We start from the raw sequence: 13,141 nt of genomic DNA, 5'->3' as shown, positions 1-13,141 counted from the left end.
CCGGGGCCGCGCGACCGAGGACGCCACCCTCGCCGCCTGCCGCCGGGTCGCCGAGGTGGCCGGGATCGAGGTGACCGCGCCCACCGAGGGCGGCGCGCTGAACGACCGGATGAACCCGGTCGAGCGCGTCGCGCTCAGCTCGCGCTTCCGTACCCGCGTGGTGAAACTCGACGGGCGCTGGTGGCGCGAGAACTCCGGCCCCCTGGTGGGCCACCGGGCCGGCACCGGCGACCCGGTCGCGCTGCTGTGGCGGCGCGGCCGGTACGAGGCGGTGGAACCCGCCACCGGCGAACGGTCGCGCATCGGCAGGGCGAGCGCGGACGCGTTTGAACCGCGCGCCGTGATGTTCTACCGGCCGCTGCCGGACCAGCCGATGGCCGCCTGGCGGCTGCTCCGCTTCAGCCTGCGCGGCACCCGGCCCGATCTGCGCAATCTGGTGCTGGGCGGGCTGGTCGCGGTCGGTCTCGGCGCGCTGGTGCCGATCGCCACCGGACAGGTGCTCGGCGTCCATGTACCGAACGCCGAGACCGGTCTCATCGTCCAGATCTCGATGGCGATCGTGGTCACCACCATCGTCTCCGCCTCCTTCATGCTGCTGCAAAATGTCTCCATCCTGCGGATGGAAGGGCGCATCGAAGGCACGCTGCAACCGGCCGTCTGGGACCGGCTGCTGCGCCTGCCGACGAAATTCTTCGCCGAGCGCTCCACCGGGGAGCTGGCCAGCGCGGCGATGGGCGTCAGCGCCATCCGCCGGGTGCTGTCCGGCATCAGCTCGGTGGCCGTGACCGCGGGCACGATCGGCACGGTGAACCTCGCCCTGCTGCTGTACTTCAGCGTCCCGCTGGCGCTGACGGCGGTCGGCATGCTGGTCGTCATCGCCTCGCTGTTCCTCGGCATGGGGCTGTGGCAGCTGCGCTGGCAGCGCCAGTTGATCCAGCTCAACAACAAGCTCAACAACCAGGCCTTCCAGACGCTGCGCGGACTGCCCAAGCTGCGCGTCGCGGCGGCGGAGAGCTTCGCCTACGCGGCCTGGGCCCGCCAGTTCGCGCGCAGCCGTGAGCTGCAACAGCGGGTGGGCCGGATGAAGAACCTGATCGCGGTCTGCAACGCGGTCTATCTGCCGCTCTGCACGCTCATCATGTTCATGCTGCTCGCAGGACCGGCTCGCGGGAGCCTGTCGGCGAGCGGCTTCCTCACCTTCAACACCGCGGTGACGATGATGCTGAGCTCGGTGACACAGCTGACCGGCGCGCTCATCTCGGCCGCCGCCGTGCTGCCGATGCTCGAACAGATCAAGCCGGTGCTCGACGAAGTCCCCGAGGTACGCGGCGGGAGCACCCAGCCGGGCACGCTGGCCGGCGGGATCGAGGCCAGGGGGCTGTCCTTCCGGTACGCCGAGGACGGGCCGCTGGTGCTCGACGACGTGTCGTTCCAGGTGCGGCCCGGCGAGTTCGTGGCGATCGTCGGGGCCAGCGGCTGCGGCAAATCGACGCTGCTCCGGATGCTCATCGGCTTCGACACGCCCACCTCGGGCGACGTCGCCTACGACGGCCAGGACCTCGCGGCCCTCGACCAGGCCGCTGTCCGCCGTCAGTGCGGAGTCGTGCTGCAGAACTCACAGCCGTTCACCGGCTCGATCCTGGACTGCATCTGCGGCGCCGAGATGTTCTCGCTGGAAGAGGCGTGGGACGCTGCGGAGATGGCCGGACTGGCCGAGGACATCAGGGGCATGCCGATGGGCATGCACACCGTGCTCTCCGACGGCGGCGGCACCGTTTCCGGCGGGCAGCGGCAACGTCTGATGATCGCCCAGGCCCTGATCCGCCGCCCCCGCGTGCTCTTCTTCGACGAGGCGACCAGCGCGCTGGACAACGAGACCCAGCGCGTGGTCACCGAGAGCACCCGGAAGCTGCGAGCCACCCGCGTCGTGATCGCGCACCGGCTGTCCACGGTCATGGACGCCGACCGGGTGATCGTGATGGCCGAGGGCCGGGTCCTCCAGCAGGGCCCGCCCGCCGAACTGCTCGCCGACACCGGCGGCCTGTTCCACGAGCTGGTCCGCCGGCAGATCGGCTGACGCGCCCGCGCGGTGGCCCGCCCGGTCACCGGCCGCCGAGGGCCGAACCCCGGCCTCGGCGGTGCGCGAGCGGCAGGACCGGACGGGGCGGGCGCCGCGGAGACTCGGCGTGAGCGCGAGGACGAAGCAGGTCACACGCATGGTGGCGCGGTGTAGCGTGGAAGGAGAATCCAAGGATGCCCTCCTCGGCGTGAGCTCAAGTCTTCGTCGGCATTCGGCGGTCCCTGCGAAGGGATCAGGGACAGCCGCCTACGGACATTCCCCGGCCCTCCGCGGCCGGTAGATAGCCACACTGCTGGAGGTTCCGGATGTCTGTCGCAGCAAACCGCCCCAGGCGACGCGGGGGTGATCGGTGATGCCGGAGCTGACTCGTGAGGAGCGGCTGGCCGCGGCCTTCGTCGACCTCGCCGACACACTCGTGCGGGACTTCGACGTCATCGGCTTCCTGCACTCGCTCACCGAGCACTGCGTGGACCTGCTGGACGTGGCGGCGGCCGGAGTGCTGCTGGGCACGCCGAGCGGCCCGGTCGTGGAGGCGGCCGCCTCCGACGAGCGCACCCGCAAGCTGGAGTTGGCCGGCGTCGAGTGGGACGAAGGCCCCTGCCACGACTGTTACCACAGCGGCGCCCCGCTCTCCGAGGTGCCGCTGGACACCGACGAGGCCCGCGCCCGCTGGCCGCGCTTCGCGCCGCGCGCCCTTGAGCTGGGCCATGTCTCGGTGGTGGCGGCCCCGCTGCGGATGCACGGCCAGGTCATCGGCGCCCTCAACCTCTTCCGCGACCGTCCGGGACCGCTGGAGGCCGGCCAGGTGAGCCTGGCCCAGGCGATGGCGGACACCGCCGCCATCGGCATCCTGCAACAGCGCGCGGTGCACGCCTCGATGAGCGTGACCGTGCAGCTGCAGCACGCGCTGGACAGCCGCATCATCATCGAGCAGGCCAACGGTTTCCTCGCCCACCGCCACCGGACCGGCGCCGAAGAGGCGTTCGCCCTGCTGCGCCGGCACGCCGAGCGCCACCAGCTGGGCCTCACCGACCTCGCCCAGCAGGTCATGGACGGCACCGCCGACCCCACGCTCCTCGGCCCGACACGGGCCTGACCAGCACCGACCGGTGATGCGCCGTGGCCGAGCGGCAGGACTTTGGAAGGGTGGAGCCGGTGTTGCAGCGTGAATTGGCCGCATACCTCAGCGCCCTGCAGACACACCACGGCCGGGGCCTGCCGCCGCTGCCGCTGCCCGACTGCGCCAAAGCCCTCGGCCTGGACGGTCTGGCCTTCCTGATCTCCCCCGAGGGCCGGCCCGCCGAACTCATGCAGTCGCACGGCCCGCACACCGAGGCCGTCGAGGACCTCCAGCTCACCCAGGGCCAGGGCCCCACCCTGGACGCGGCCCGCGACGGCGCCCTCGTCCTCGTCCCCGATCTCACCGCTCTGGGCCCGGACCGGTGGCCCGGCCTGCCGGGCGACCTCATCAAGCTGGGCGTGCAGGCCGCCTTCGCCTTCCCGCTGCGCATCGGGGTCATCGTGCTCGGCGTCGTCTCCGGCTACCGCACCACCCCCGGCCCGATGAACGCGGCGCAGCTCGCCGACGCCCTGAGCCTCACCCGGATGCTCACCGCCGTCGTCACCGGGGTGGCCGGCAAACCGGGCACCCCCGCGTCCGTGCTCTTCGACGACGGCCTGAACTTCGCCGAGGTCCACCAGGCCACCGGCATGATCGCCTCCCAGCTGGAGATCCCCGCCGCCCAGGCGCTGGCCCGGCTGCGCGCCCACGCCTTCAGCCACGGCCTGCCCATCCTGCGGACTGCCCGCGATGTCCTGGAGGGCCGCCTCCGCCTGAACGCCGCGGACCAGGACACGGGGCGCGGGCCCGAGCAGCCGTAGCCTCCGTACGCCGCCCGCCCTCGCCGGTGTCCCGCCCGGTGCTCCCGCCGGGGCCGCGCCGCCGACCGCCCTCGTCCGATCGGGTTTCCGGCGCGGCGCTCACGAGTCCCTGAGAACCGGCGGTCGAGAGCGCCGTGGCAGGGTGTTCCCCATGACCGGACCCAGCAGCTCCAGCCACCGCGCGCCCGCGTTGCAACTGATCGAATCCGCAGTCGACGGCGGCAGTTGGCACTGCTGGGACGATCCCACCGACGGCGGCGATCCCACCGACAACACCGACAACGCCTCCTACCTCGCCGACCTGGCACGGGCCCGTGAGCGCACCGGGCTCGACGAGTCCGTGATCACCGGCGAGGGCCGTATCCACGGCCGCCGGGTGGCGATCGTCGCCTGCGAATTCCGCTTCCTGGCCGGGTCGATCGGCGTCGTGGCCGGCGAGCGGCTGGTTCGGGCCGTGGAACGGGCGACCGCGGAGCGCCTCCCGCTGCTCGCCGCGCCGGCCTCCGGCGGCACCCGGATGCAGGAGGGCACGATCGCCTTCGTCCAGATGGTGAAGGTCACCGCCGCCATCATGGATCACAAGGCCGCCGGGCTGCCCTACCTCGTCTATTTGCGCCACCCCACCACCGGCGGCGTCCTCGCCTCCTGGGGCTCCCTCGGCCACGTCACGGCCGCCGAACCGGGCGCACTCATCGGCTTCCTCGGCCCACGGGTCCATGAAGCGCTGTACGGGGAGGAGTTCCCGGCCGGCGTCCAGCTCGCGGAGAACCTGCTCGCGCACGGGCTGGTCGACGCGGTCCTTCCGGCCGCTGAACTGCCGGGGGCGGTCGCGGGTGCGCTCGCGGTCCTGTGCGGGGATGCGGGGGACGGGGCTGACGCGGCCGGGGCGGCTGACACGTCAGGAGTCGCGGCGGGTTCCGGGCCCCCGCGCGCGGGGCGCACCGGCGCGGCGGCCACCGCCGATTCGATCCGGCGCTCGCGTCGTCCCGAGCGCCCCGGCGTACGCGCCCTGTTGCGGGCGGCCGGACAGGAGATCACGCCCCTGAGCGGTACGGGCGCGGGTGAGCACGACCCCGGCATGCTGCTCGCCCTGGCGCGGGTCGGCGGCACGCCGTGCGTAGTGCTCGGCCACGACCGGGGCGGCAGCCGCCCGGCCGCGGCCCCGGACTCCGACGCCCCGGACTCCGACGCCGTCGGGACCGCCGCCGGGCAGGCGCTCGGGCCCGCCGGGCTGCGGACCGCGCGGCGCGGGATGCGGATCGCCGCGGAGCTGAACCTGCCGCTGCTCACCGTGATCGACACCGCGGGGGCCGCCCTCTCGCAGGAGGCCGAGGAGGGCGGCCTGGCCGGGGAGATCGCGCGCAGCCTCGCCGATCTCGTCACGCTGTCCGCCCCGACGCTGTGCCTGCTGCTCGGCCAGGGCGCGGGCGGCGCGGCGCTCGCGCTGCTGCCCGCGGACCGGGTGCTCGCGGCCCGGCACGCCTGGCTGTCCCCGTTGCCGCCCGAGGGCGCGTCGGCGATTCTCCACCGGACCACCGAGCGCGCCTTCGAGGTGGCCGACCGGCAAGGGGTGCGCTCCGCCGACCTGCTGGCGGCCGGGATCGTGGACCGGCTGATCGAGGAGACGATCGAGGAGACGATCGAGGAGACGATCGAGGAGACGATCGAGGAGACGGCAGCCGAAGGCGCTGAAGCGATGGGGGAGGCGGCCGAAGGCGACGCCGCGGACGCCCCCGGTCCCTTCCTCGCCCGGCTCGGCGCGGCCCTCGGCGCCGAACTCGCCGCGCTCCGCGCGCGCGACCCCGCCGAGCGCCTCGCCGCGCGCCGCGCGCGCCACCGTTCACTCGGGTCGCGCCGGCCGATCCAGCGGTGACAGCGCGCGGGGCCGCCCCGTGACCCCGTACCGCAGCGACACCTCGGCCCGGCCCGCATCGGCGAAGTATTCGGCGAAGCATTCGAGGTACGGCGGGCGGTGCCCTGAGAGAGCGTGCCCGCCGCCGCGCACTGGGCTGCGGCGGACAGCCCCCGTCGGACTCGCCGCCCGGAGTGCGTTCGACCAGTACGGCGGTGTGCGCGGCCGGTCCCTTCCACCGCGACGGATGCCGCCCGCGCGGGGCGGGCTGGTGGAGTATCGGCGGCGGGCGCTCCCGCCCCCGCAGACCAGGAGATCACCGTGAGCCTGAAGATCACCATCGTGCCGGCGGCGGCGACCGCTCCCTTCGAACAGGTCCGCACGCAGATCGCCGACCAGGCCCGCGGCGGCGCGCTGCCGGTCGGCTACAAGCTGCCGACGGTACGCGGCCTCGCGGAGGAACTGGGGCTCGCGGCGAACACGGTCGCCAAGGCGTACCGGGCGCTGGAGTCGGACGGTGTGATCGAGACGCGGGGCCGCAACGGCACCTTCGTCGCCGCCGCGTCACCCGCGGCGCAGCGCGAATCCGCCGCCGCTGCCGCGGTGTACGCCCAGCGGGTGCGGCGGCTCGGCCTGGATCGCGAGGGGGCGCTCGCCGCCGTCGAGGACGCGCTGCGCGCCGCCTACTCCGACCGCTGACGCGCGGCCCGCTCCGACCGGCCGACTGACCGAAGGACGTGTCCGCGTGCGGCCGAGCCGTGTCCGCGCGCGGCGCGAGCCGCATCGAAGGGATGATCCTCTGATGAGCAACCTCGATCTCCAGCCCACCCCGACGGTATGCGGGGGCGACGCGGCCGAAGGCCCCGTACGCGACCTGCTGCCCGGCCGGGACATGCCGCTCGGCGAGAGCACCGTGGTGCGCCGGCTGCTGCCCAGCCTGGGCCGCCGGATGGTCGGCGCGTGGTGCTTCGTCGACCACTACGGCCCCGACGACATCGCCCGGCAGTCCGGCATGCAGGTCCCGCCGCACCCGCACCTCGGCCTGCAGACCGTCAGCTGGCTGCACGACGGCGAGGTGCTGCACCGCGACAGCCTCGGCAGCCTGCGGACGGTGCGGCCGCGCGAACTGGGCCTGATGACCTCGGGCCGGGCGATCTCGCACTCCGAGGAGTCGCCCCGCGAGCACACCCCGCTGCTGCACGGCGCACAGCTGTGGGTTGCGCTCCCCGATGAACACCGCAAGGTCGAGCCGCACTTCGAGCACCACGCCGACCTCCCCGTCGTCACCGCGCACGGGCTCCGCGCCGTGGTCATCATGGGCGAGCTGGACGGGGCCCTCTCGCCCGGTACGGCCTACACGCCGATCGTCGGAGCGGACCTCGCCCTCAGCGCGGGCACGGCCGTCCGGCTGCCGCTGGAACCGGAGTTCGAGTACGCGGCGCTCGCCATGTCCGGCGCCACCGATGTCGACGGCGTCCGGCTCGAACCCGGCTCGCTCCTCTACCTCGGCTGCGGGCGGAGCGAGTTGCCGCTGCGGGCGGATTCCGACAGCGGCCTGATGCTGCTGGGCGGCGAGCCGTTCGCCGAGAAGATCGTGATGTGGTGGAACTTCGTCGGCCGCTCCGGCGACGAGATCGCCGCCGCCCGCGAGGAGTGGATGTCCGGCACCGGCTTCGGCGCCGTCCACGGCTACGACGGCGCCCCGCTGCCCGCGCCGGCCCTGCCACCCGTACCGCTCAAGCCGCGCGGGCGGGTCCGCTGAGTACCGTGCGGTGAGCGCGGCTGCCCATCAAGGCGCGCGGCCGGCGGCCGGGTTCGGCGGTTTCGTCCCTGCGGTCCGGCCCCGCCGACCGGCCCGGCTGCCTGGCCCCACGGCCCGGCCTCGCCGCCCGGCCTCACGGCCCGGTCCGGCCGCTGACCGCGCGGATCAGCGATACGGATCAAGCCGCCGCTCACCGATACGGCCCGCACGGATTCTCACAGATACAACCCCGCGTCCGCCCGCTCCTGCTGCGACGGAACCGAAGGGGGAGTCGTGCCGCGTCGCAGCGCGAAGAGTTCGGCGAGCGTCGCGCCGTCGCGGCCCACGCCCTCCTCCGTACCCAGCCAGTCGACCGACTCGGCGCGGGTCAGCGAACCGATCTCGATCCGGGCCAGGCAGCGTCCCGGCCGGACGACCGCCGGGTGCAGCCGCTCCAGGTCCTCGTTGGTGGTGACGCCGACGAGGACGTTGCGGCCCTGCCCGAGCAGGCCGTCGGTGAGGTTCAGCAGCCGGGAGAGCGCCTGGCCCGCGGTGTGCTTGGCCTCGCCGCGGATCAGTTCGTCGCAGTCCTCCAGGAGCAGCAGCCGCCAGCGGCTCTTGCCCGTGCCGTCCTCCTCGCCGATCGCGATGTCCATCAGATAGCCGACGTCGTTGAACAGCCGCTCCGGGTCCAGCACGCAGTCCACCTGGCACCAGTCCCGCCAGGAGCGGGCGAGCGTGCGCAGCGCGGAGGTCTTGCCGGTGCCGGGCGGGCCGTGCAGCAGCAGCAGGCGGCCGGCGATGTCGTCCGGGGTGACCTTCATCAGCCGGTCCAGCCCCTCGGCGACCGGCGCGGTGTAGTTGGGGCGGATCTCGTCCCAGGCGCCGGCGCTGATCTGCCGGGTCGTACGGTGCGGCCCGCGGCGCGGCGAGACGTACCAGAAGCCCATCGTGACGTTCTCCGGCTGGGGTTCCGGCTCGTCCTCCGCGTCGTCGACGACCTGCCCGAGCACCGTCTCGGCCAGCGCGTCGTCGACCGCCGTCACGGTCACGTCCGCGCCTTGGTTCCAGCGGGATACCAGCAGCGTCCAGCCCTCGCCCTCCGCGAGGGTCGCGCTGCGGTCGTCGTCGCGCGCCGAGCGCAGCACACTCGCCCCGGGGGGCAGCAGGGACAGCCCCTTCTTCACCCGGTCCACGGAGTGACTGCGGGAGTACGGCTGCTCGCCGGTCGCGAAGCGCCCCAGCAGGAGGGCGTCCACGACGTCGGACGGCGAATCGCTGTCGTCGATGTTGATCCGGATCGGCAGGGTCTGCTCCGCGGGTGTCGGGTCGGCGTGAAGGTCGGCACACATGGGGGCCATGATCCGTCACCCGCCGGGCTCGCGCACCGGGTTTGTCGGACGTTACGCACCCGTTCCGCGGGAACCGGGCGTACCGGGTGCCGACGCCGATACCCTGGCGCTTCTGGCACGTCATGGCGGGGATGCATGAGGCGTTGACGGGGGCGGGGTTGACGGGGACGGGTTCGACGACAGTGGGGCGGTGGCGGACCACCGCGCTGCTCGGAACAGCCGCGGCCGCGCTGGCCCTGCTGCTCGTGATGTGCGGCTTCCCCTCGGGCGGCGCGACCGACCCGGGCGGCAGCCGACGGGCCGGCGGCGACCGGGTGAACGGCGCCGCGAAGAACCCGTCAGGACAGGGCGCGCCCGCGCTCGGCTGGGGCTTCACCCACACCGAATTCAGCGCCGAGCGCGGCGGGCCGGACGCCAGGAAGCGCGCGGAGAAGCTGCTCTCCGCTCAGCCCATGCCGCAGAACCAGCACATCATGGGCTGGGGTGCGAACAACCCCGAGGAATCGCCCGGCCGGTACGACTTCGACGAACTCGACAGCCGCGTCGCCCTGATGCGCCGCACCGGCGGCACCCCGGTGATCACCCTGTGCTGCGCCCCGGACTGGATGAAGGGCGGCAAGGCGGGCGAGACCGACTGGTCGAAGAAGCAGTTGGAGACCGCACCGAGCCCGGAGCACTACAAGGACTTCGCGAAACTCGCCGGCAAGGTCGCCGAACGCTACCCGGATGTCCGGCACTTCATCGTCTGGAACGAATTCAAGGGGTTCTTCGACAACGACAAGAACCGCTGGAACTACGAGGGCTACACCAAGCTCTACAACCTCGTGTACCAAGAGCTGAAGAAGGTCGACAAGGACAACCGGATCGGCGGCCCCTACGTCGTCATGGACAGCTACGGGCCGGGCGAGGACACCCACGACTCCGGCCTCAAGGGCCCGTGGGGGAGCGTCGACCAGCGCTCGCTCGACGCGGTGACCTACTGGAACGAGCACAAGGCCGGCGCGGATTTCCTGGTCGTGGACGGATCGAGCTACACCAAGGACGACAAGTACGTCCCCGACGAATTCGCCGCGACCGAGAAGTTCGCCGACGTCAGCCGTCGGCTGCGCAAGGAGACCGGGCTGCCTCTGTGGTGGGCCGAGTGGTACGTCGAGCTCGCCGACAAGAACGACGACCGCAACGGCTGGAGCGAGAAACACCGCACCGCCGTTCAGGCCGCCGCGATGATGGCGATGGCCGAGGGCGGCGCGACCACCGGCTTCTACTGGAACCCGGAGAACCAGGGCGCCGCCTGCCCCGGATGCCTGTGGAGCAGCACCGGACTCGGCGGTGGAGACGGGGGCCGCGAACTGCCGATGATGAAGCTGCTCGCCCGCTTCTCCCACGAGTTCGGCCCCGGCACCCGCTTCGACCGGAGCGTGGCCGTCGCGGCCGACGACAAGCCCGACGTCAGGGTGTTGGCTGACGACGAGGCTACGCTCGTCGTCAATATCCTCGGTCGGCCGATCAAGGCTCGGATCGACGGCCGCACCTTTGATATGGGGGCGTATGGGGTGCGGTGGCTGCGGCGGTAGTGCGGTAGCCCGGCGGGGCTCAACGGGATGCGCGGCCTTCGGCCGGCGCTGTCCTCAATCGCTGCGGACACCTCCCGGCCGAAGGCTGGGGGAGGGCTAAAATTGTGCAGCCGCACCCCTACGACATCGTCATGAACCGCTGCACCAGCGCCGCCAGCAGCACGCCCAGCAGCGGCAGCGAGAACCAGAACGTGCCGCGCAGCCATGACTGCTGACGGATGCTCGGTTCGAACGCCACCCGCGCCCACTCCCGCGCGATCAGCAGCAGAATCAGCACGACCGCCGTCATCCCGGCGATCACCGACCATGTCGTCCAGGTGACCTGCGGACCCTTCGGGCCCGGGTCGGGCTCGGCGACCGGGCCGGGCGGGCGCTCGCGCAGCTCGTAGAGGACCGCGTCGTCGTTCGCCAGCACCCGTTTCAGCTCGGGCCGTTGGTCCAGGGTGCGGCGCAGCCGCTGCTCCCAGGTGGGGGAGTAGCCGACGTCCATGCTGAGGTAGACGGACTGGCCGCGCGAGATCATCAGGTACGAGTTGGGGCCGGCCTTCCGCAGCGCCTTGACCAGGGGGTTGACGAGGACCGGGTCGGGCGGCGCGAGCGTCGGCTCGTACTGCACCCGCTCCATGCCCTGGGCGCCCCACGGAATCGCGGGCGTCACATTCTCGATGATGTCGTCGCTCATCCACAGCAGCCGCGCGGTCGGCTTGTCGTGCTCGTAGACGTACTCCATCGCGGCGACCTCGCCGGGCCGCACCCGTTCGAACGCCTCGTTGCCCCAGCGGGCGACCAGGAAGCCGCCCATCAGCAGCAGACCGGCGAGCAGCGCTGCGATCGGGCCCAGGCCCCTGCGGGCGGTCGGGACGCGCGGGAAGACGGCGAGCGCGGCCAGCACGCACGCGCCGGGCAGCGCGAACATGAAGACGCGCAGGGCCATTTCACCGCCGTACGACTGCATGCCGAAGCCGAGGAACGGCACGAAGGTCAGCACCAGCAGCGACCGCTCGGTGAAGCCGGCCGCGCGCCGTCGCAGCACGCCGTAGCAGGCGAAGGCCATGATGCCGCCGGCCAGCGCCACCCGTGAGTACAGCACCAGCTTGTGCACGCTGTCGCCGCCCTCGATCCGGCCGGACACGGAGGACGACACATTGCCGCCGACCCCGCCGACGCCGCCGAACAGCTCGTCGAAGTGGCCCGACCAGTAGGGCTCCGCGAGCAGGCCGATCCACACCACGACCAGCACGCCGAACAGCAGCGGCAGGCCGTACAGCGAGGAGCGCCGCACGAGCACCAGCAGCGTCAGCACCCCGAGCATCATGAACGGCGTCAGCTGATGGGCGGCCACCGTCGCCGCGAACAGCACGATCAGCACCGCGAGCAGCACCACCCGCTGGGCGCGGCCGACGCTCTCGACCTCCATCTCGCCCGGCAGCCGCTTGCCCGCGAGCACCCGGGGCTCGCGGAACCAGACCAGCAGGATGCCGACGAACGCGAGGTAGAGCAGGTACGTGAAGCCCTGCGGCGAGAAGTAGTCCTGGCCGACCCAGCCGCACAGCACGAAGAGCCAGGCCGCGGTCCACTTGGCGCGCCAGCTCGCCCGCACCGAGCGCAACAGCAGCATCAGAGGCGCGAGGTAGAGCAGCTGGATGGTCAGCGGCCACCAGCGCAGTACCTCGGTCAGGTCGTTGACCCCGCAGGCCCTGGCGACGAACGCGGCGGCCGCGAAGAAGCCGGGCCAGCTCCACCGGGCGTCGAGGTCCGGCACCGCGGAGCCGGTCCGCTCGATGAAGTCCAGGAAGCCGACGTGCTGCCAGGCGGTGGCGAAGCGCGGCTCGCCCTCCAGCACGGCGGGCAGCGCGTGCAGCGACACCACGGTCACCAGCAGCAGCACGGTCAGCAGCAGCCGTCGCTGCCGGTCGAGCCAGAGCGTGCAGGCGAAGGCCACGACGAGCAGCGCGGCGCCGAGCAGCGTCGCCCGGGGCAGCACCGCGACGAGGCCGAGCCCGCCCATCCGGTCCAGGTCGGAGGCGTCCAGCGCCGCCAGCGGCAGCCAGTACAGGGCGACGGCGGCGACCAGCAGCACCCAGACGGCGAGCACCGGGCCGTGCGGCCGTCGGCTGCCCGCCCCGGCGGCTGCGGAGCGGGTACGCCAACGGGCGGCCAGGGCGCCGACGGAGGTGGGCCGGGAGGCGGGATCGGCACCGGTCGCACCCTGGGAGGACCGCTCGGGTGCGCCCGCCCGGACGGCGAGCGGCGGGGCATCCAAACCGTCCGAGCCGCCCGATGCGCCCAAACCGTCCGGGCCATCCGATCCGGCCGCGCCCGCCGGGACGTCCCCCGGCCCGGGCCGCACATCCGGCCGCCGCTCCATGTGGTCGAAGTCCAGCCGGGCCCCGAGCGGCATCGTGTCCGTGTCCAGCGCGGCCCGCAGCGCCCAGCTCGGCCGCCGGGGCGGATGGCCCAGGACAGCGTCGGAGGCGCTGGACGCGGCGGGCGCCGGCGCCGCCGGACCGGTGCCGGAGGCGCTGCCGACACCGGCGAGGGGGGTGTCGGCGTCGCTGATGTCATCGGAATCGGAAGGGGAGACGCCGGATATGGACGCGGCGGCCCCGGAACCGGCCGCCGCGGGCTGCCCCGTGAGCCCCCGGGGGAGCTTGCAAGCGG

General features: G+C 73.0%; 8 protein-coding genes and 1 pseudogene. 7 read left to right on the top strand and 2 right to left on the bottom strand.

What is annotated here, in order from left to right; genetic code table 11:
• The 6 genes from QMK28_RS31910 to QMK28_RS31885 form a co-directional block, all read left to right on the top strand.
• Positions 1-2,077 (top strand): NHLP bacteriocin export ABC transporter permease/ATPase subunit (locus QMK28_RS31910; protein WP_326443187.1); only part of this gene is annotated, 2,077 nt, incomplete at its 5' end.
• 355 nt (positions 2,078-2,432) lie between these two features.
• Entirely contained in the window at positions 2,433-3,176 is a 744-nt protein-coding gene (locus tag QMK28_RS31905) for a GAF and ANTAR domain-containing protein (RefSeq protein WP_326443186.1), read from the top strand.
• 59 nt (positions 3,177-3,235) lie between these two features.
• Positions 3,236-3,961, top strand: coding sequence for a GAF domain-containing protein (locus tag QMK28_RS31900; protein WP_326443185.1), 726 nt, complete (start codon positions 3,236-3,238; stop codon positions 3,959-3,961).
• 151 nt (positions 3,962-4,112) lie between these two features.
• Positions 4,113-5,834, top strand: a complete 1,722-nt coding sequence (locus QMK28_RS31895; RefSeq protein WP_326443184.1) for a carboxyl transferase domain-containing protein — start codon at positions 4,113-4,115, stop codon at positions 5,832-5,834.
• 300 nt (positions 5,835-6,134) lie between these two features.
• Positions 6,135-6,512: a GntR family transcriptional regulator gene (locus QMK28_RS31890; RefSeq protein WP_326443183.1), complete on the top strand. Its 378-nt coding sequence runs from the start codon at positions 6,135-6,137 to the stop codon at positions 6,510-6,512.
• Positions 6,513-6,615: 103 nt separating this feature from the next.
• The gene (locus QMK28_RS31885; RefSeq protein ID WP_326443182.1) at positions 6,616-7,575 is read left to right on the top strand and encodes a pirin family protein; all 960 of its coding nucleotides are present in this window, start codon (positions 6,616-6,618) and stop codon (positions 7,573-7,575) included.
• A 215-nt stretch (positions 7,576-7,790) separates the two neighbouring features.
• Here the strand turns inward: QMK28_RS31885 and QMK28_RS31880 are convergent, their stop codons facing one another.
• Positions 7,791-8,906, bottom strand: coding sequence for a DUF5925 domain-containing protein (locus QMK28_RS31880; RefSeq protein ID WP_326443181.1), 1,116 nt, complete (start codon positions 8,904-8,906; stop codon positions 7,791-7,793).
• A gap of 131 nt (positions 8,907-9,037) precedes the next feature.
• Here QMK28_RS31880 and QMK28_RS31875 point away from each other — a divergent pair, with 131 nt between their 5' ends.
• Positions 9,038-10,480 (top strand): xylan 1,4-beta-xylosidase, encoded by a 1,443-nt coding sequence (locus QMK28_RS31875; protein WP_326443188.1) that lies wholly within the window; start codon positions 9,038-9,040, stop codon positions 10,478-10,480.
• Positions 10,481-10,598: 118 nt separating this feature from the next.
• On the opposite strand, the pseudogene QMK28_RS31870 reads toward QMK28_RS31875, so the two are convergent.
• Positions 10,599-13,141: pseudogene (locus QMK28_RS31870) on the bottom strand (lipopolysaccharide biosynthesis protein); the annotation flags it as partial.

The organism is Streptomyces sp. H27-D2, from assembly GCF_035828615.1.
Classification (GTDB): domain Bacteria; phylum Actinomycetota; class Actinomycetes; order Streptomycetales; family Streptomycetaceae; genus Streptomyces.
Note: the sequence above shows the minus strand (reverse complement) of the source record. Positions and strands in the feature narration are given on the sequence as shown.

What these genes read in the sequence shown, in the direction of transcription:
- QMK28_RS31905 (WP_326443186.1), top strand. Translation starts at nt 2,433, where the DNA reads ATGCCGGAGCTGACTCGTGAGGAGCGGCTGGCCGCGGCCTTCGTCGAC.
- QMK28_RS31895 (WP_326443184.1), top strand. Translation starts at nt 4,113, where the DNA reads ATGACCGGACCCAGCAGCTCCAGCCACCGCGCGCCCGCGTTGCAACTG.
- QMK28_RS31885 (WP_326443182.1), top strand. Translation starts at nt 6,616, where the DNA reads ATGAGCAACCTCGATCTCCAGCCCACCCCGACGGTATGCGGGGGCGAC.
- QMK28_RS31880 (WP_326443181.1), bottom strand. Translation starts at nt 8,906, where the DNA reads ATGTGTGCCGACCTTCACGCCGACCCGACACCCGCGGAGCAGACCCTG.
- QMK28_RS31875 (WP_326443188.1), top strand. Translation starts at nt 9,038, where the DNA reads ATGCATGAGGCGTTGACGGGGGCGGGGTTGACGGGGACGGGTTCGACG.